The organism is Thioreductor micantisoli (assembly GCF_055392745.1).
Window position 1 is genome coordinate 779,289 of record NZ_AP043760.1, and the last position, 18,108, is coordinate 797,396.

Here is an 18,108-nt window from a genome sequence, read left to right on the forward strand (position 1 = left end):
TTGTAAAATTAGGAAAAAATTTAAAGGTCTTAATAAATGATTGATTTATCTAAAATAAAAAATGCTTTACATTTGGATGAACTTGAAAAAATTAGAGTAGAACTTCTGGGTAAAAATGGAGTTATTACTAATGAGTTTAAAAGAATGAAAGAGATTCCAAATGATCAAAAAAGAGAATTTGCTAAAAACTTAAATGAAATGAAAGAAAAGGCAGCTGCTTTGATTGCTGAGAAAAAAGTAGAGTTTGAGAAAAAAGCACTTGAATTAAAATTAAAATCAGAAAAATTAGATGTATCTATGTTTTCAAATAGAAGTCAAATAGGTGCATTACATCCAGTTAATATGACAATGGATAAAATTATAGACTTTTTTACTAAAATGAATTTTTCAGTGGAAACTGGTCCTTTGGTAGAAGATGAGTTTCATAATTTTGAGGCACTTAACTTACCAAAATATCATCCAGCAAGAGATATGCAAGATACATTTTATATGAGTGATGGAACTTTACTTAGAACTCATACAAGTCCTGTTCAAATTAGAACCATGATGAATCAAAAATTACCAATTAGAATGATTTCTCCAGGTGCTGTATTTAGAAGAGATTATGACTTAACTCATACTCCTATGTTTCATCAAGTAGAAGGATTGGTTGTTGAGGAAGAAGGAAAGGTGAGTTTTGCAAATCTTAAATTTATGTTAGAAAGCTTTTTAGTTGAAATGTTTGGAGATGTAAAGGTTAGATTTAGACCAAGTTTTTTCCCTTTTACAGAACCGAGTGCAGAAGCAGATATAAGTTGTATTTTTTGTAAAGGAGAAGGGTGTAGAGTATGTTCTCATACTGGTTGGCTTGAAGTTTTAGGGTGTGGAATAGTTGATCCTAATGTTTTTAAAGCTGTTGGATATGAAAATGTAAGTGGTTATGCTTTTGGTTTAGGTGTTGAGAGGTTTGCCATGTTAATTCATAGAATAAATGATTTAAGAAGTATGTATGAAGGAGATTTAAGACTTATGGAGCAATTCAAATGATAGTTACAAGAAAATGGTTGGAAGAATTTATTGATTTAAAAAACTTTTCAACAGATGAAATTAGTGATGGTTTAAATAGCATAGGTCAAGAAGTAGAAGCAGTTAAAAAACTTAGAATTCCCGAAAAAGTTGTGGTTGGTTATGTAGAGGAGTGTGATAAACATCCTGATGCTGATAAACTTAATATTTGTCAAGTAAATGTAGGAAGTGAAATTACACAGATAGTTTGTGGGGCTAAAAATGTAGCCAAAGGGCAATTTGTAGCAGTTTCTGTAGTTGGAGCAGTTTTACCAGGAAATTTTAAAATTAAAAAAGCAAAGCTTAGAGGTGTTGAGAGTTTTGGTATGATTTGTTCTTCTACGGAGATAGGCTTACCTAAACTTGAAGATGGAATTATGGTGTTAGATAATTCTATTGGTGAGCTTGAAGTTGGTAAAAATGTAAGTGAATATTTAGATGATGATGTTATTGAACTTGGTGTTACTGCAAATAGAGGAGATAGCTTTTCTATTTTAGGAATTGCAAGAGAGCTTAGTGCAAAATTTAATGTTTCTTTAAAAGATGTAGTAGAATATGAAGATGATAAAAATGCTGAAGGTCTTGGAAGACTTTTTCAAATAGAAGGTGATATAGATAATTCATCGCATTATTTAAAAGGATTTAATATTGAAAATGATAATATTCCTTTTAAAATCAGATATAGATTAAGTTTGGTTGAAGAAGCAGTTATTAATACTATTTGTGATTTTGCAACTTATACTACTGTAGCAACAGGTGTTATTACAACTATTTATGATAATTATAAAAAACTTATATTCAAAACAGAAAATAAGATTGATATTGTAAAAAATGAAACTGGAATTATTTATGAAACCGGAATAAAAGTTATTAAAAAGCCTGAAAATAAAATAGGTAATTTTGTAATTGATGCTAACTTTATAGATCCTGAGTATGTTTCAACTATTGTATATGAAACTAAAATAAAAACAGATGAAATTTTCTTTAGAAGTAGTAGAGGAAGTAATCCTGATTTAAAATTAGCAATTAATTATATTACAAATGAATTAAATTTAATTAATGCTAAAATTTATAATGGAAGTTATGATTTAACAAATGAAATAGAAAAAAAAGTTTTAAGTGTTGATTTAGAAGATATTTATACTATTATTGGAGAAGTTATTGATGAAAATAAAATAGTAAATATTCTAAATAAACTTCAAATAAAAACGGAAGTGAATAGTTCTGATAAATGTTTAAAATTAATAATACCACCTTTTAGACATGATTTGATTAATAAATATGATATTGCAGAAGAGATTTTAAGAGTATATGGAATTGATACATTAACTTCAAAACCATTAATATTTGCTGAAAAAAATAGAATCAATGATAGTATGAAAAAAATAGAATTTTTAAAAGCTATTAGAGAAAAATCTGTTGGAAATGGATTTTTTGAAACATTACATTTTATATTTGATTCAAAAGAAAGATATAAAAAATATTCAATTCCTGCAATAAAAGATGAAGAAGATATCTTAAATCCAATTGTAAATGAATTTGATACACTTAGACAAACTACAATTTTACAACTTTTAGATGCTGCTAGTTTTAATAAAAAAAATGGATATAAAAAACTTTCATTATTTACAATAGGAAGTGTATATAATGAACTCAGAGAAGAATCTCAAAAAATAGGTTTTGTATGGAGTGGAAATAAATATAAAGAAAATATAACTCATAATAAAAATGAAAATGTTGATTTTGCTTTTTTTGTAGAAAGGTTATCTTCTATTCTAGGTGATTTTGAATTAGTTGAAGATAAACATATTATTCTATCACATCCTTATCAAAGTGCAAAAGTACTAATTGATGGAGTAGAAGTTGGATTTATAGCAAAATTACATCCGAAAATAGAAAAAGATTTTGATTTAGATGATACATTTATTGCTGAATTCTTTATAGATTTACTTCCAAATAAAGAATTTAAGGCAGAAAATATAGTTAAAATTCAAAAATCAACAAGAGATTTAAGTTTAGTTGTTGATAAAAATCAAAATTATAATGATATAAAAAAAGAGATTGAAACTCTTAAAATATTAGAAATAGTTGAATTTTATCCAATAGATATATTTGATTTAATAGATAAAAATTCATTAACATTACGATTTATTTTACAAAATTCTGGAAAATCATTAACAGATGATGAAATAAATGGTATAATTGCAAAAATAATTGAAAAATTAAAAGACTTAGGTGTAGGGTTAAGATGATAAAAGTAAAACAGTTAGAACAAAATTTTGATATAGTTATAGATGAAATTGCCAGTGATAAATCAATATCACATAGATGTGCAATTTTTTCTTTATTAAGCGATAAGCCTTCAATAATAAAAAATTATCTTCAAGCTGAAGATACATTAAATTCTCTAAAAATTGCCGAACTTCTTGGTGCAAAAATAGAAAAAAAAGATGAATTTATAAAAATTACTCCTCCAAAAAAATTAAAAGAGCCATTTGATATACTTGATTGTGGAAATAGTGGTACAAGTATTAGAATTTATAGTGGTTTATTGGCTGGTATTGATGGTTTTTTTGTTTTAACTGGTGATAAATATCTAAGAAATAGACCTATGAAAAGAGTGGCACTTCCTTTAACTAGTATTGGTGCAAAAATTGATGGAAGAGATAATGGAAATTTAGCTCCTCTTGCTATTAGAGGAGGAAAATTAAAAGCTTTTAATTATGAAAGTAAAATTGCTTCAGCTCAAGTAAAATCAGCTATGATTTTAGCGGGGCTCAATGCTGATGGGGTTTCTAGTTATAAAGAGCCAATTTTAAGTAGAGATCATACAGAAAGAATGTTAAAAGGAATGGGTGCAAAAATTGAAAGTGAAAAAATGGAGAATGGAGAATGGACAACTGAAATTTCGCCTTTAAAATCTCCTTTAAATCCATTAGAGATAACTGTTCCGACAGATCCAAGTAGTGCTTTTTTCTTTGCAGTTGCCGCTGCTATTACAAAAAGTAGGGTAGTTCTTAAAAATTTAACTTTAAATCCTACAAGAATAGAAGCCTTTAAAATTTTAGAGAAAATGGGCGCAAAAATAGAGTATATTCTAAAATATGATAAATATGAGCCTATTGGTGATATTATTGTAGAAGGTAATGAATTAAAAGCTGTAGAAGTAAGTCAAAATATAGCTTGGCTGATAGATGAGATTCCTGCACTTGCAATGGCTATGGCAGTTGCAAAAGGTAAAAGTGTAGTTAAAAATGCAGCTGAACTTAGAGTAAAAGAATCAGATAGGATAAAAGCTGTAGTTGATAATCTAAATAGATGTGGAATTGAAACTGAAGAGTTTGAAGATGGGTTTGCGGTTATTGGTGCTAATCCTAAATTTGCTAACATTTACTCTTTTGGAGATCATAGAATAGCTATGAGTTTTGCTATTTTAGGTCTTATTTCAGGAATAGATATTGATGAAACTTATTCTATTCAAACATCATTTCCAAATTTTGTAGAGATTTTAGAAAAAATTACTGAGGTATACAATGAAAATTAAATTAGCAAAAAGTTATGGATTCTGTTTTGGAGTAAAAAGAGCAATTGAAATTGCCGAAAAATCTAATGGCGCTGTAACTTATGGTGAGCTTATTCATAATCCTCTTGAAATAAAAAGATTAAAAAATGACTATAATGTTGGATATGTTGAAAATTTAGAGGAAATAGATACACCAAAAATAATTATCAGAACACATGGAATTACAAAAGATGATAGAAAAAAATTAGAATCTCAAGGTAAAGAATTGATAGATGCTACTTGTCCATTTGTTACAAAACCTCAAGAAATTGTAAAAGAGATGAGCCAAAAGGGTTATGATATAATACTTTTTGGAGATATAAATCATCCAGAAGTTAAAGGTGTTAAAAGTTATTCCCAAAATCAGAACAGAACATTTGTTGTTTTGAATGCAAGCGAACTTAAAAATATTAAATTAAAAGAAAAAATAGCAGTTATAGCTCAAACAACAAGAAAAGTTTCTGAATTTTTAAAAATAGTGGATTTTTTAATTGAGAATCATAAAGAAGTAAGAGTATTTAATACAATTTGTAATGCTACTTTTGAGAATCAAGATGCGGTAAAAATTCTTGCAAAAGAAGCAGATGTTATGATAATTATTGGTGGGAAAAATTCATCAAATACAAAACAGTTATATTTAATAGCAAAGGAAAATTGTAATGACAGTTACTTGATAGAAAATGAAGATGAATTAAAGCTTGAGTGGTTTAGAAATAAAAACCTTTGTGGAGTGAGTGCAGGAGCTAGTACTCCAGAATGGTTAATTCAAAATATCATAAAAAAAATAAAACAAATAAAGGACGACGATGAGTGAAACAGTTGAAACAACAGAAAATTTTGAGGAAATGCTAAATGCATTCGAAAATGAACAAAAGAAAACAAGAGTTAGAAATGGAATGATAGTGTCTATAGATGAAGGAACAGTATTTATAGATGTTGGAGAAAAAGTAGAAGGTGTTTTACCTAAAACGGAAATTACTGATGAAAATGAAGAACTTAAATTTAATGTAGGTGATGGAATTCCTGTAGTAATTACAAGAAGAAGAACAAGTAAAGGTGCAGCAGTTCTTAGTCATAAAATGGCTGTAAATGAAGCAAAAAGAAAAGAGTTTTTAGATAAATTTAATGTAGGTGATGTGGTTGAAGTAACAATTGCAGAATTGAACAAAGGTGGATTTGTAGCTAAAAACGAAGATGGAATAGAATTTTTCATTCCAAAAAGTGAATCAGCTTTAAAACTTAACGAAGATAATATTGGTAAAAAAATAACAGCTAAAATTATTGAAATTAAGAAAAATGGAGTTGTGATTTCAAGAAAACAACTTTTAAATGAAAAAAAAGAAGAAAGAAATAAATTTGTTGAATCTATCAAAGATGAAATTGTAAATGCAAAAGTAAAAAATCTTAAAAAAGATGGTGTTGTAATTGAATTTGAAAATGGATGGACTGGATTTGTTCCAAAAGATGAAGTTAGTTATAAAAAAGAAAATCATTTTAGATTACTTAAAAAAGGTGATGAAGTAGAAGTAAAATTAATTGATACCGATAAAATGTTATTTTCAATTAAAGCTACTCAAAATGATCCATGGGAAGAAGTAAAAGAGAGTGGTATTGCTAATGGCGATGTTTTAAATGTAACTGTTACAAATATTAGAGAATATGGGGCATTTGTTGATATTGGAAATGGTGTAGAAGGATTTTTACATATTTCTGAAATTTCTTGGAATTCAAATTCTAAAATTGAAGATTTATTAAGTGTTGGTGATGAAATTGATATTGAAGTGACAGATTTAGACTTGGAAAATAGAAGACTTAGAGTTAGTTATAAATCACTTTTACCAAAACCATCACAAAAATTTGCTGAGAATCACAATGAAGGTGACATAGTAGAAGGTAAAGTTGTAAATCTTACTGATATTGGTGGATTTATAGAAGTTGATGATGTTGTATGTTTTTTACCAAATAGATTTGTTTCTTGGACAAAAGGTGAAAAAGCAAAAGATATTTTAGAAAATAGTAAAACTTATGAATTTGCAGTAATTTCTATTGATGCAGATAATAATAAAATTATTCTTTCAAGAAAAGATGCAGAGGATTCTCCATATGTTGCATTTGCTAAAGATCATTCTTTAGGAGATTCAATCAAAGGTACTATCAAAAATATAGCTGACTTTGGGGTATTTGTTTCATTTGAAAATGGTGTTGAAGCACTTATTAGAAAAAATGATCTTGAAAAAGATATTGAAGAATATAATGTTGGTGATGAAATGGAAGGTCATATCGTTGAGCTTGATGCTGAAAATAAAAGAGTTAAACTTTCTCAAAAATAATAGAATATGAAATATTTTTTCTTTTCTATTTTTTTTATACTAGCAGGGGTATTTATAATTGTTTATATGAAAATTTCAAATTATAATGTAAATAATTTGGAAATAAAACCTAAAATTGTAAAAGAGCAAAAAGAAAAAAGTAGTATCATAAAAGTACTTAGTTTAAATGAAAAAAAGGTAATACTTCCAGCAAAGGAATTGTATTTAAGAATAGATTTGAATTATAATCCTAAAATAGTTATTCTATATCAAACAGTATTAAATAATCTAAATAAATATACACTGTTTGGAATAGAACAAATTTTGAAACTTAATAATATAAGATATTCTATTATTAAATCAAAAGATGACTTGAAACTTTTTATAAATTTTAATAAAAAGTCACAAGCAAATAGAATAATAGAGCTGTTTAAAAGTTATAATTTTAATGTGAAACTTAAAGAAATAAAGTTAAAAAAATAAAAAAAAGGAATAAAATGAAAAAAGTAGTAGTTTGTGATCCTATTCATGAGATTGGATTTAAAATTCTTAATGAAGCCCAAGATATAGAATTAATTGATGCTTCAAAAACTCCTAAAGATGAATTATTAAAAATAATTGAAGATGCTGATGGTGTCATTACAAGAAGTCCAACACCTGTTAATGATAAATTTTTAAATGCTGTAAAAAATTTAAAAGCAGTAGTAAGAGCTGGTGTTGGAGTTGATAATGTAGATATAGATGGTGCATCTAAAAAAGGTATAATTGTCATGAATGTTCCAACTGCCAATACAATTGCGGCAGTTGAGCTTACAATGTGTCATTTAGTTTCTTCAATGAGAGCTTTTCCTAATGCTGTAAATGCTTTAAAAAGAGATAAAGAATGGATTAGAGAAAAATGGCTAGGAAATGAGTTATATGGTAAAAAACTTGGAATTATTGGTTTTGGTAATATTGGAAGTAGAGTGGCTATGAGAGCAAAATCATTTGGAATGGATATTGTTACTTATGACCCATATATAAATCCAAGTAAAGCAACTGATTTAGGTATAAATTATACAACAAATTTTGATGATATTTTATCTTGTGATGTAATTACAATTCATACACCCAAAAATAAAGAAACTATCGATATTATTACTGCTAAAGAAATAGCAAAAATGAAAGATGGAGTAAGACTTATAAATGTTGCAAGAGGTGGATTATATAATGAAGATGATGTTTTAGCTGGACTACAATCAGGAAAAATTGCATGGCTTGGTATTGACGTATTTAATAATGAGCCTTTAAGTGATCACCCATTTTGGAATGAAGAACATACATCTGTAACACCACATATAGGTGCAAATACAATGGAAAGTCAAGAAAAAATAGCTACTCAAGCAGCTGAAAATGTAATTCAAGCAGTTAGAGGAATTAGTTATCCAAATGCTTTAAATTTACCAATTGATACAAACACAACTCCAGAATGGGCAATAAAATATTTAGAATTAACTCAAAAAATTTCATATTTAATAGCTCAAACTATCAAAAAAGCTATTAAGAAAATAAGAGTTACTTCTTATGGAGATATTTCTGAGTATTCAGATTCATTACTTACGTTTGCAGTAGTTGGAGCTATGAGAGAGATCGTAGGAGAAAATGTAAATTATGTAAATGCTACATTTTTAGCAAAAGAAAATGGAATTGAACTTGAAACTAAAGAAAAAAGCAATGAAAATAGTCCATATAAAAATTTAATAAAAGTTGAAGTTTTAACTGATACAAAATCTTATACAATTAGTGGAACAATGTTTGAAGATAATTTTAGAGTTGTTGAAATTGAAGATTTTGAACTTGAATTTGAGCCAAAAGGTAATTTGATTTTCTTTAGAAATACTGATATTCCAGGTGTTATTGGTGAAGTTGGTATGACACTTGCAAAAGATAATATTAATATTGCAGATTTTAGACTTGGAAGAAACAATAAAGGTGAAGCAGTAGCAGTTATTTTAACAGATACAAAAGTAACAAAAGATGTTATTGAAGAACTTTCAAGATTAAAAGCAGCACTTAGTGTGCATTATGCTCAAATTTAATTAAGGAGAAATGATGGCGTATGGAATGAATGAGTTAAATAAACATTTAAATATTGAATTAGACGGAATACCTTATAAAATAGTAGAATATCAACATGTAAAACCAGGAAAAGGGGCTGCATTTGTAAGAACTAAAATCAAATCTTTACTTGATGGAAGAGTTATAGATAAAACTTTCCATGCAGGTGATAAATGTGAAGAACCAAATTTAGAAAAAAAATCTTATCAATATTCATATAATGAAGATGGAATGTATTATTTTATGGATAATGAAACATATGATATGCTTTCTTTACCAGAAGAAAACATTGAATATGAAATTCAATTTTTACTTGATGGTATGGCAGTAGATATTAATTTTCATAATTCTAAATCAATAGGAGTTGAACTTCCTCAAACAGTTGAACTTGAGATTATTGATACACCAGTTACAAATAAAGGTGACAGACAAGGTGCTTGTAGAAAACCAGCAACAGTAAATACAGGTGCTACTATTACAATTCCTTGTCATTTAAATACTGGGGACAGAATAAAAGTAGATACAAGAACTGGGGATTATGTAGAAAAAGTTAAATAATGAAAATAAATAAAGAAGAATTATTTATTTCTCTTATATCCAAATCATCCCTTGAGGGTGATGATGGAGCTTATTCTAATGGCTTTGTTTATAGTAAAGATGCTTTTTTTGAAGATATTCATTTCAAAAAAGAGTGGCTTTCTTATAAACAAATTGCTATAAAATCTTCACTCGTAAATATTTCAGATTCCATTGCTATGAATGCAAGACCTAAATATGCTTTACTTTCTATCGCTATGCCAAAAACAATAACCAAAACTCAAATTAAAGAACTAACAAATGGATTTTTAGAAATGGCTAAAAAATATAATTATGAAATAATCGGAGGGGACACAATAGCAAACGCTAAACTTGATATAACAATGACTTTTATTTCAACTACAAAAAAACCAATTTTTAGAAAAGGTATGAAAACTAATGATTTAGTAGCTTTTACTGGAAATTTAGGAACAACTTCAAGAGATTTAAATAGACTTTTTCGAAATAAGAAAATTAATAAAAATTCAAAATTTATAACTCCAATTCTAAGAGATAAATTTATGTATAAAGCAAGTAGATATATCCATTCTGCACTTGATATTAGCGATGGGCTTTTTAAAGAATTAGAAAGATTATCAACTATAAATAAAAAAGGTTATAAATTTTTTAAAAATTTTAACAAAAAAATAGGTTGTAGTGGAGAAGAATATGAACTTTTATTTACTTTTTCTCCTAAACATCTAAAATATATTCAAAATATAGCAAAAATTACAAAAACTCCAATTACTGTTTTTGCTAAGGTGACAGTTGGTAAATATATTTCTGTTTGCACAGAAAATCATTTTTAAAGGAAAAGTATGATAAAAATTGAAAAAATTGAAGAAATATGTAAAGGCAATTTTATTACACTTAAAAAATTATATTTTACTGAAAATAATAAACATAGAATTTGGGAAATAGCTGAATTGTATGACAGTGTAGCAATTTTAATTTTTAATATTACAAAACAGGCTTTTATATTGGTTAAACAGTTTCGTCCAGCTGTATATTTGAAAAACAGTGATGGATTTACTTATGAACTTTGTGCAGGAATTTGCGATAAAGAACTTAGTTTAAAAGAAATTGCTATTGAAGAGATAGAAGAAGAAACCGGATATAAAGTTGATGATATTGCTGAAATCAATACATTTTATACATCTGTTGGTAGTGCAGCGGCAAAACAGACTCTATTTTATGCAGAAGTAGAAGATAAAGATAAAATTAATCGAGGTGGTGGGGTTGATGATGAAAATATTGAAGTTGTAGAATTGCCTATAAGTGAAATGGAAGAGTTTATGTATGATATTTCTAAGGTAAAAACTCCAGGACTTTTATATGCGTTTGAATGGTGGAGAAATCAAGCTATTGATTCAATGATGGAAGATGTGGAGATTTCACACTGACCTAAAACACTCAACAATAATACAAATTTTTTAACACTACAAAAAGCTAAAAAGTGTCAACGCAAGCGCCCTTTGGGTTTGAAGCACACTTTTTTAAACGCTTTTTTTTGTTAAAATTTGTAGTTGTTTCATTTATTTAGTCAGTGTTTAAAAAATTATTAGTTAAAAGGATAAAAATGAAATCAATTTTTAGAGAATATGATATTAGAGGGATTTTTGAAAAAGAGTTAAATAGTGATATAGTTAAAAAAATAGGATATTTTTTAGGTAAAAAAGTAGATAATGATTATGTTTTAGTTAGTTTTGATGCAAGAGTACATTCTCCAACTTTAGCAAATTGGCTTATTTCTGGATTTAATAAAGCAGGTAAAAAAGTTATTTTAGCGGGGATTTTACCAACAGGAGTTAACTATTTTGGTAATTTTCAAAAATTGTGTTTAGATGGAATTGGAAGTGTAGAAGTAGGGGCTGGAGTTCAGATCACTGGTAGTCATAATCCTCCAGAATATAATGGATTCAAAATAACACTTGAAAAAGATCCATTTTTTGGAGAACAAATTTATAAATTAGGCGATGAAATTTTAGAAAATGATATTGAAATAGAAGATAATTTTGAAGCAATTAATTATGATTTAAAATCTCAATATATTGATTATATTGTTAATCAATTTTCACATTTACAAGGAATTGATAAAAAATTTGTATTTGACGCAGCAAATGGAGTTGCGGGAGTAGTTTTAAGAGATATTTTAGATAGATTAAAAATTAAAAATTATAAAATTATGTATGAAACTCCAGACGGAACTTTTCCAAACCACCACCCAGATCCAAGTGAAGAAAAAAATTTAATAGACATTAAAAAAGAGTTAAACAATTTTGATTATGGATTTGCTTATGATGGTGATGCGGATAGAATCGCTTTTTTAGATAAAAAATATAATTATAAAGGTGATATTTTAGCTTTATTTTTTGCCAAAAATATGAAAAATCCAACTATTATTTCAGAAGTAAAAGCTACTCAAGTTATGTATGATGAGATTAATAAATTTGGAAAAGCAATTATGTATAAAACAGGACATTCAAATTTAAAAGTAAAAATTAGAGAAACAAACGCAGATTTAGCAGCTGAAGTTAGTGGTCATATTTTTTTCAATGATAGATATTTTGGAGTAGATGACGCTATTTATGTAACTTTTAGAATAATGGAACTTATCAAAAATGGTTTTGAATTTGATAAAGAATATGAAAAACTTCCAAAAGTTTATAACACAGATGAATTAAAAGTAAATACAACAGAAGATAAAAAATTTAAAATTATTGATGAACTAAAAAATAGACTTTTTGAAGATAAAGAAAAACTTAAAATAAAAGATATTATCACAGTTGATGGAGTAAGAGTAATTTTTGAAAATGGTTGGGGCTTAGTACGAGCAAGTAACACAACTCCTGTAATTGTTACAAGATTTGAAGCAAAAGATGAAAAAAGTTTAGAAGAGATTCAAAACATTCTTATGGATCTTTTAAAAGGAATATTATGAAAATAGTAATTACTGCTGATGGAGAGTGGATGACTTCTAACTTTTGTCCTCATTTTGAAGAATGTAAATATTTAATTATTTATGATACAAAAACAAAAGAATATTCATCAATGAAATCACCAGCTTTTCAAACAAAAGATAAAGAAAAGTTAATAAATTTTTTAAAAGCAATTTATATGAAAAACATAATAACTGGTAAAGATTTAGAAAATAAATATTTCAAGGTATATATACCAGAAAAAAATGAAGCAATTATTGAAGAAGTTGTAATAGAATTTTTAAATAGAATTAATTTATAATGTTTAAGTAATAAAAGAGTTAATAATATAATTATTTTTCAAAATAAGAATTGGAAAAATTTTTTTTGAGCTTAATTTTTAAATTAATTTAAAGTTTCTATTTTATGAAGTTTTATTGTTGATTAGTTTTAATTGATTTTATTTATTTGGTGGAGACGTGGGGGATCGAACCCCAGTCCAAAAATAAAGCCATTTCTTGCGCTTCTACATACTTATTTCATTGATTATACTTTACAAAAAGGCTCAACGAACAAAACCTTTTTTGCAAAGAGACACTAAATTCTCAATAACCTTTTCGTATCTAAAAAAGACTATCCAGCCACTCTAAGTTGAGGCTCGACCTAATTCCATTGTGGCACTAGATAAAAGGGAGCCACCCGAAAATTAAGCTACAGCTTTTGCTGTAGTTGGGTTGTAATTTGTATTGTTTGCGTTTATAATTAAACAGATGTTTAACGACAATCCAAGTCGGTATGCTACACAAGAGACTCTACTCCTGTCGAAGCCAAGTCATCCCCATATGCAAACTTATACAAAGTTGGCGGATTATAGCAGATAATTTTTAAAAAAGCAAGAGTTTTTTAAGGAAATTTTAAGAATTGATAAGAAAATGTATATTATGATTATAAGCACTGACCTAAAACACTCAACAATAAAACAAATTTTTTAACACTTCAAAAAGCTAAAAAGTGTCAACGCAAGCGCCCTTTGGGTTTGAAGCACACTTTTTTTAACGCTTTTTTTCGTTAAAATTTGTAGTTGTTTTGTTTATTTATTCAGTGCTTTTATATTATTAAATTTAATCATTAACAGAATTAATTTCGCTTTTTATATTTCTTGCTATTTCAGAAATTTTATTTATTTTATTTGAGTAAGTATCATTTTCAAGTAAAACTTTTATAAAAGCACTTCCAACAATAACTCCATCAACACCTTTTGATTTTTCTTTGGCAGTTTTCTCGTTTACACCAAATCCTATAAAAAGTGGAGTATTGCTTGCTTCTCTAATATTTTGAATAGTTTGGGTCAAGTCTTCTTGTTTTCCACTTCCAGTAATTCCTGCATAAGCAACCATATAAATAAACTCTTGAGCATTTTTTAGTACTTTTTTAATTCTTTCTTTATCATCAGTTGGAGCGACGAATGAAATAAGTGGATGTTTATTTTCATAGGGTGCTATCTCTTCAAATGGTAAATCAGGGATAATAAATCCTTTTATATTACTCTTTTTCGCTTGGCTTGCAATAAAATCATAACCTTTATGATAAAAGTTATTGAAATATCCCATCCAGTAAGTATCGATTTTATTACCTATTTTATTACTAACTTCAAAAAGGTCATTTAATTTAAATCCATTTTGAAGAGCAATTAAATTTGCTTTTTCAATTACGGGACCATCCGCCACGGGGTCAGAAAACGGAATTCCAAGCTCTATCTTATCAACTCCTGCTTCTTTTAGAGCTAATGTTGCATCGATTGTAAAATTAATATCGGGAAAAGCAGTTGTTAAATATGCTACTAATTGTTTCATAATTATAAACCTTTATATATTTTTTTGAAAATTATACCATTTTTTGATATTATAAGTAATTATAACTTATTGAAATAAAGGATTTTTAATGAAAACAACAATTTCAAAACTTCATTCATATAAAAATAGTAAAAAAATCACAATGATTACGGCTTATGATGCCCTTTTTGCAAAAATATTTGATAATGAAGTTGACACTATTTTAGTGGGAGATAGTTTGAATATGAGTTTTTTTGGAGAAAATGACACTTTAACTGCTACACTTGAACAAATGATTTATCACACAAAAGCTGTTTGTAATGGTGCTAAAAATGCTTATATTATAGCGGATATGCCTTTTGGAAGTTATTCAACACCTAATAAAGGTTTAGAAAGTGCAATTAAAATCTTTAAAGAAACAAAAGCGGATGCGGTAAAACTTGAAGGTGGCGAGGAAAAAGCTGAAGTTATAAAATTACTTACAGATAACGGGGTAGCGGTGGTTGGTCATATAGGACTTATGCCTCAATCTTCAAGAAGTGAAGGTGGATATAAAGTAAAAGGAAAAAATGAAAAGTCAATTAATAAAGTTTTAAAAGATGCAAAAGCCGTAGAAGAAGCTGGGGCTGTTATGCTTGTAGTTGAAGGCGTAATAGAAGATGTAACAAAAAAGATAACCGAAATGCTTACAATTCCAGTAATTGGAATAGGGGCAGGAAGATATACAGATGGGCAAGTTTTAGTTTGGAGTGATATGCTTGGATTTTTTGATGAATTTAAGCCAAAATTTGTAAAAAGATATTTAAATGGTGCTACAATTACAAAAGAAGCAGTTAAAAACTATGTAAAAGAGGTAGAAAACGGACAATTTCCTACCCAAAAAGAGATTTATTAATGAGAGTAGTTGAAGTAGAAAAATTTGAAATTGAAGAAAGTTTTGAAACAAATTTAAGACCTGAAATTTGGGATGAATATATTGGGCAAGCTTCAGTAAAAGAAAATTTAAAAGTTTTTATAAAAGCTGCAAAAATAAGAAATGAACATTTAGATCATATTCTATTTTTTGGTCCCCCAGGTCTAGGAAAAACAACTTTGGCCCATATAATTTCAAATGAAATGAATGCAAGTATAAAAGTAATATCGGCTCCAATGATAGATAAAGCTGGAGATTTGGCAGCGATTCTTACAAATCTTCAAGAAGGTGATATTTTATTTATTGATGAAATTCATCGATTGAAAGCAACTATCGAAGAGGTGCTTTATCCTGCGATGGAAGATTACAGACTTGATTTAGTTATAGGAAGTGGCCCTGCTGCTCAAACTATAAAAATTGATATAGAAAAATTTACATTAATTGGTGCAACTACAAGGGCTGGTATGCTTAGTAATCCTCTAAGAGATAGATTTGGTATGAATTTTAGACTTCAATTTTATAATGATGAAGAGTTATCTAAAATTGTTCAAATTGCTGGAAATAAATTAAATAAACCAATAAAAAGTGAATCGGCATTAGAAATTGCCAAAAGAAGTAGAGGAACTCCAAGAATTGCACTGAGACTTTTAAAAAGAGTTAGAGATTTTAGTGATGTAGCAGAGGAAAAGGCTATAACATTAAAAACTACAAAATATGCACTTGATAAATTGGGTGTTAATGTAAATGGGTTTGACGAACTTGATTTGGCATATCTAAGACTTCTTTGTAATGCTAAAAAGCCCTTGGGATTATCAACTATAGGAGCAGCATTAAGCGAGGATGAAGAAACTATCGAAGATGTAATAGAGCCTTTTTTACTTGCAAATGGGTATGTTGAGAGAACGGCTAGAGGTAGAATAGCTACAAGAAAGAGTTATGAATTATTGCATTTAAGTAGTGAAAGGAGCCTGTTTTGATTAGTTCAAATGCTTTTTTGAATATTTTATTTATTATTATTACATATTTTATGTATATTACTTATCAACCATTTTTGATGGATATAGTTGTTGCTATTTTGTTGGCTATATCTTTATCTAAAGTATATTCAATTTTAGATAAAAAAATAAACAATAGATATATATCTTCAACTATTATGACATTAGCTCTTGGATTTTTACTTTTTGGGCCACTGTTTTATTTTATTACTGAAGCTGCTGGGCTTATAAATAAAGTTACTCCAAATACTATCCACTTGGTAGTTGGGAAAATAAATGAACTTTTTGCATATTTGCCAGAGGTTATTTCAAAAAAAGTAGAAGAATATCTTTCAGCTAATAATTTAAATTTAATATATCAAAATTTAGCATCATTTATAGCACCATTAACTGCAAAAAGTGCAATGTTTTTAAAAGATATGATATTAATTGTAATATTTTATTTTTTTACTCTTTTATATGGAAAAGATATATTGAAATTTCTAGAAAATGTTTCCCCACTTGAAAAAAGAAAATCTGAAATTTTAATTAGAGATACTCAAGAAGTTATGGGGCTTGTATTTTATTCAGCTATGTTTACCGCTCTTTTTGAAGGGTTGTTGTTTGGTGGGTTTATTCAGTTTTACGGATTTGACGGGGTGTTTTTTACTGTAATGTATGCTTTTGCATCTTTAATTCCTGTAATAGGAGGAGCAATAATGTGGCTTCCTGTTAGTTTATATTTGTATTCAACAGGAGATACTAAAGGAGCTATAATAGTTGCATTATATTCTATAATAGTTATTTCTGTAATAGCAGATACATTTGTAAAGCCACTTATTATTGATATGATAAAGAAGCGTATGCACAATGAAATAGAATTAAATTCAATGCTAGTATTTTTCTCAATTGTCGCAGGACTTAGTAGCTTTGGATTTTGGGGTGTTATTATAGGTCCTGCTATTACTTCTCTTTTTATCTCTATTTTGAAGTTTTATAAGAAATTATAGTTGATATGAATGATTTAGATAATTAAAGTTTAGTCTATTTTACTAAGCTTTTTTATTAAATTCTTGACAAATTATAAAAAATAGTATATAATTACACCGTCAATTAAAGATAAAGAGTGACAAATGAAAAAAGAAATGATATTAAATCATCTTATAGATTTATATTTAAAAGAAAATATTCCGGTTAGTTCTGGAGTATTGAAAAAAAAGTGTAAGTTGCCTTTTTCACCATCAACAATTAGAAATTATTTTCAAAAGCTTGATAGTGAAGGGTTACTTTTAAAGGTTCATATTAGTAGTGGAAGTGTACCTTCTAGGGAGGCACTAGAACAATATTGGTATGAAAATTTGAGATATGATGGAATAAATATAAATAATTCTTCTTTTGAAGAATTGGCAGATGAATTTAATCTTTTTCTTGCAATAAGAGAAAAAGAGTTCGTAACTTTAAAAAGTGTTATAAATTTTAGAAATAGATTTGTAATACTTGATTTTGAAAAATATGAAGTTATTTTGAAATATTCATCTGAAGTATTTCATTTTTTTACACAATTTATAAATTATAGTATAGATGATTTAAAAAAAATAGTTTTTTCATTAAATCTTAATGTCTTTTATAAAAAGTTAAGTGTAAGTGAGTATAAAAATTTTAATAAAAATTTTTTATACAAACATTATCAAAACTTTTCAATAGACAAGTTGATAACTGATGAAATTTTTAATCATTTTAAAAAAGGTCTCTCTTTTAACAATGATTTTATGGCATATAAAATTGATGCTATAATTGATGAAAAAGAGAGTGAGTTTATCATGATTGGAAGTATATATGACAATTATATAAACTTTTTTGAAAGTTTATCGGCTTAATCTAAA

At 27.4% G+C, this 18,108-nt stretch carries 17 protein-coding genes and 1 other RNA gene; 16 read left to right on the plus strand and 2 right to left on the minus strand.

The window, feature by feature from the left end; translation table 11 throughout:
• The first annotated feature begins 36 nt into the window (after window positions 1–36).
• From pheS to ACZ5OA_RS04140, 12 genes are all read left to right on the plus strand, one after another.
• Window positions 37–1,026, plus strand: a complete 990-nt coding sequence (gene pheS, locus ACZ5OA_RS04085; protein WP_464908255.1) for a phenylalanine--tRNA ligase subunit alpha — start codon at window positions 37–39, stop codon at window positions 1,024–1,026.
• The gene (gene pheT, locus ACZ5OA_RS04090; RefSeq protein ID WP_464908256.1) at window positions 1,023–3,296 is read left to right on the plus strand and encodes a phenylalanine--tRNA ligase subunit beta; all 2,274 of its coding nucleotides are present in this window, start codon (window positions 1,023–1,025) and stop codon (window positions 3,294–3,296) included. The genes pheS and pheT overlap by 4 nt, the downstream gene beginning before the upstream one ends.
• Complete coding sequence (aroA, locus tag ACZ5OA_RS04095; protein ID WP_464908257.1) at window positions 3,293–4,588, plus strand: 3-phosphoshikimate 1-carboxyvinyltransferase; 1,296 nt, start codon at window positions 3,293–3,295, stop codon at window positions 4,586–4,588. The genes pheT and aroA overlap by 4 nt, the downstream gene beginning before the upstream one ends.
• Window positions 4,578–5,420 carry a 4-hydroxy-3-methylbut-2-enyl diphosphate reductase gene (locus ACZ5OA_RS04100; protein ID WP_464908258.1) on the plus strand — a complete coding sequence of 281 codons (843 nt, stop codon included), beginning with the start codon at window positions 4,578–4,580 and terminating at the stop codon, window positions 5,418–5,420. Before aroA ends, ACZ5OA_RS04100 begins: the two co-directional genes overlap by 11 nt.
• The gene (locus ACZ5OA_RS04105; RefSeq protein ID WP_464908259.1) at window positions 5,413–6,936 is read left to right on the plus strand and encodes a S1 RNA-binding domain-containing protein; all 1,524 of its coding nucleotides are present in this window, start codon (window positions 5,413–5,415) and stop codon (window positions 6,934–6,936) included. The genes ACZ5OA_RS04100 and ACZ5OA_RS04105 overlap by 8 nt, the downstream gene beginning before the upstream one ends.
• Window positions 6,937–6,942: 6 nt before the next feature.
• Window positions 6,943–7,398 (plus strand): hypothetical protein, encoded by a 456-nt coding sequence (locus tag ACZ5OA_RS04110; protein ID WP_464908260.1) that lies wholly within the window; start codon window positions 6,943–6,945, stop codon window positions 7,396–7,398.
• A gap of 14 nt (window positions 7,399–7,412) precedes the next feature.
• On the plus strand, window positions 7,413–8,993 hold the full coding sequence (gene serA, locus ACZ5OA_RS04115; RefSeq protein ID WP_464908261.1) for a phosphoglycerate dehydrogenase: 1,581 nt from the start codon (window positions 7,413–7,415) through the stop codon (window positions 8,991–8,993).
• A 13-nt stretch (window positions 8,994–9,006) separates the two neighbouring features.
• Complete coding sequence (gene efp, locus ACZ5OA_RS04120; protein WP_464908262.1) at window positions 9,007–9,570, plus strand: elongation factor P; 564 nt, start codon at window positions 9,007–9,009, stop codon at window positions 9,568–9,570.
• 5 nt (window positions 9,571–9,575) lie between these two features.
• Window positions 9,576–10,397 carry a thiamine-phosphate kinase gene (locus ACZ5OA_RS04125; protein WP_464908322.1) on the plus strand — a complete coding sequence of 274 codons (822 nt, stop codon included), beginning with the start codon at window positions 9,576–9,578 and terminating at the stop codon, window positions 10,395–10,397.
• Window positions 10,398–10,406: 9 nt separating this feature from the next.
• Window positions 10,407–10,991 (plus strand): NUDIX domain-containing protein, encoded by a 585-nt coding sequence (locus ACZ5OA_RS04130; RefSeq protein ID WP_464908263.1) that lies wholly within the window; start codon window positions 10,407–10,409, stop codon window positions 10,989–10,991.
• A 176-nt stretch (window positions 10,992–11,167) separates the two neighbouring features.
• Window positions 11,168–12,529 carry a phosphomannomutase/phosphoglucomutase gene (locus ACZ5OA_RS04135; RefSeq protein ID WP_464908264.1) on the plus strand — a complete coding sequence of 454 codons (1,362 nt, stop codon included), beginning with the start codon at window positions 11,168–11,170 and terminating at the stop codon, window positions 12,527–12,529.
• On the plus strand, window positions 12,526–12,828 hold the full coding sequence (locus ACZ5OA_RS04140; protein WP_464908265.1) for a NifB/NifX family molybdenum-iron cluster-binding protein: 303 nt from the start codon (window positions 12,526–12,528) through the stop codon (window positions 12,826–12,828). Before ACZ5OA_RS04135 ends, ACZ5OA_RS04140 begins: the two co-directional genes overlap by 4 nt.
• A gap of 147 nt (window positions 12,829–12,975) precedes the next feature.
• Here the strand turns inward: ACZ5OA_RS04140 and ssrA are convergent.
• Together ssrA and trpA are read right to left on the minus strand one after the other, a co-directional pair.
• Window positions 12,976–13,346, minus strand: a transfer-messenger RNA (tmRNA) gene (ssrA, locus tag ACZ5OA_RS04145).
• Window positions 13,347–13,627: 281 nt separating this feature from the next.
• Window positions 13,628–14,359, minus strand: a complete 732-nt coding sequence (gene trpA / locus ACZ5OA_RS04150; protein WP_464908266.1) for a tryptophan synthase subunit alpha — start codon at window positions 14,357–14,359, stop codon at window positions 13,628–13,630.
• Between the two features lie 88 nt (window positions 14,360–14,447).
• Between trpA and panB the strand changes: the two genes are divergently transcribed.
• The 4 genes from panB (at window position 14,448) to ACZ5OA_RS04170 (ending at window position 18,102) form a co-directional block, all read left to right on the plus strand.
• Window positions 14,448–15,233: a 3-methyl-2-oxobutanoate hydroxymethyltransferase gene (panB, locus tag ACZ5OA_RS04155; protein ID WP_464908267.1), complete on the plus strand. Its 786-nt coding sequence runs from the start codon at window positions 14,448–14,450 to the stop codon at window positions 15,231–15,233.
• Window positions 15,233–16,228, plus strand: a complete 996-nt coding sequence (gene ruvB, locus ACZ5OA_RS04160) for a Holliday junction branch migration DNA helicase RuvB (RefSeq protein WP_464908268.1) — start codon at window positions 15,233–15,235, stop codon at window positions 16,226–16,228. Before panB ends, ruvB begins: the two co-directional genes overlap by 1 nt.
• Complete coding sequence (locus ACZ5OA_RS04165; RefSeq protein ID WP_464908269.1) at window positions 16,225–17,235, plus strand: AI-2E family transporter; 1,011 nt, start codon at window positions 16,225–16,227, stop codon at window positions 17,233–17,235. Before ruvB ends, ACZ5OA_RS04165 begins: the two co-directional genes overlap by 4 nt.
• 123 nt (window positions 17,236–17,358) lie before the next feature.
• Window positions 17,359–18,102 (plus strand): hypothetical protein, encoded by a 744-nt coding sequence (locus ACZ5OA_RS04170; protein WP_464908270.1) that lies wholly within the window; start codon window positions 17,359–17,361, stop codon window positions 18,100–18,102.
• The last annotated feature ends 6 nt before the right edge of the window (window positions 18,103–18,108 follow it).